Here is a 918-nt window from a genome sequence, read left to right as displayed (position 1 = left end):
AAAGGTGTACTTTTTGATATAATGTATAAATTTTTAATGAATTAAGCTAATTCCCCTATTTCGGGGATTTAGGAAAAAACACCCTAGCTTGATGGGCACGAGACTATGCCCCAAAAACATGTATCCCAGCTGAACCCCATTATGATGCTTTGGAGGCGTTAATTTTTGCACCAGAACCAAATCAACTATATTACCTTTGGAATCTATCGCACGATAGAGATACATTCATTGCGATTTTACCTTGATATACGTTTCATCGACTCACCAAGAATCATTAACTTTCTTTAATTGACGACGTATCCGCTTGTCCAATTCAGAACTATACTGATGTATCCAACGTATAATGGTTGTATGAGGGATAGATCGTCTCTGCCCTCCCATCATTTCTACGAAGTCACAAAAACTTAAATTGTACCGAAATTACCATCACTTTGACTCAGCTATCGCTGACCGAATGGCATTACTGAATTTTTCCATCTTGGAATTATCATTTGTAAGCTCGTCGCGCAAAGCAGTGGTAAGCTCCAGTTGCACGCCTTTTAGGTTTTTACCCTTATTTACGATATTCTCCGGGTCGGTCCCTCCGAGATTGTCAGGTGTAGTCCCAATGCCGAAACCTGCGTCGGACAATTTACTCAAAATATTCTTCTTTAATTCCTCATCAAGTCCACCCATGTAAACTAGTTTTTCTGTTCCTTTCGCACCATGGATAGAAATAACTTTGTTTTTTTGTGCTGTCATTCCCAGAGCTATTGGGTCGTCATAATGGGTAGAAGTTAGATGCAAATCATTTCGCTCATCGTTATTTAAATCTTCATATTTTTTAGCATTAAATATGTAGTAACTGTAATCACTTAGGGCAATTTTTTTTGCAATTTGGTCCGTTCCAGATTCAATCCTTCCACCGTGGATTGCTAA

At 38.5% G+C, this 918-nt stretch carries 1 protein-coding gene and 1 pseudogene; both read right to left on the bottom strand.

The window, feature by feature from the left end:
* Window positions 1-228: 228 nt before the first annotated feature.
* Window positions 229-417 (bottom strand): annotated as a pseudogene (locus LOK41_RS28285) (IS6 family transposase); the annotation flags it as partial.
* 9 nt (window positions 418-426) lie between these two features.
* Window positions 427-918, bottom strand: a 492-nt coding sequence (locus tag LOK41_RS28280) for a poly-gamma-glutamate hydrolase family protein (protein ID WP_241819393.1), incomplete at its 5' end; no start/stop codon positions are given.

Source organism: Bacillus sp. TL12, assembly GCF_022625245.1.
In the GTDB taxonomy this organism is placed as follows: Bacteria; Bacillota; Bacilli; order Bacillales; family Bacillaceae_G; genus Bacillus_A.
This window is presented reverse-complemented; position numbering and strand designations above follow the sequence as displayed.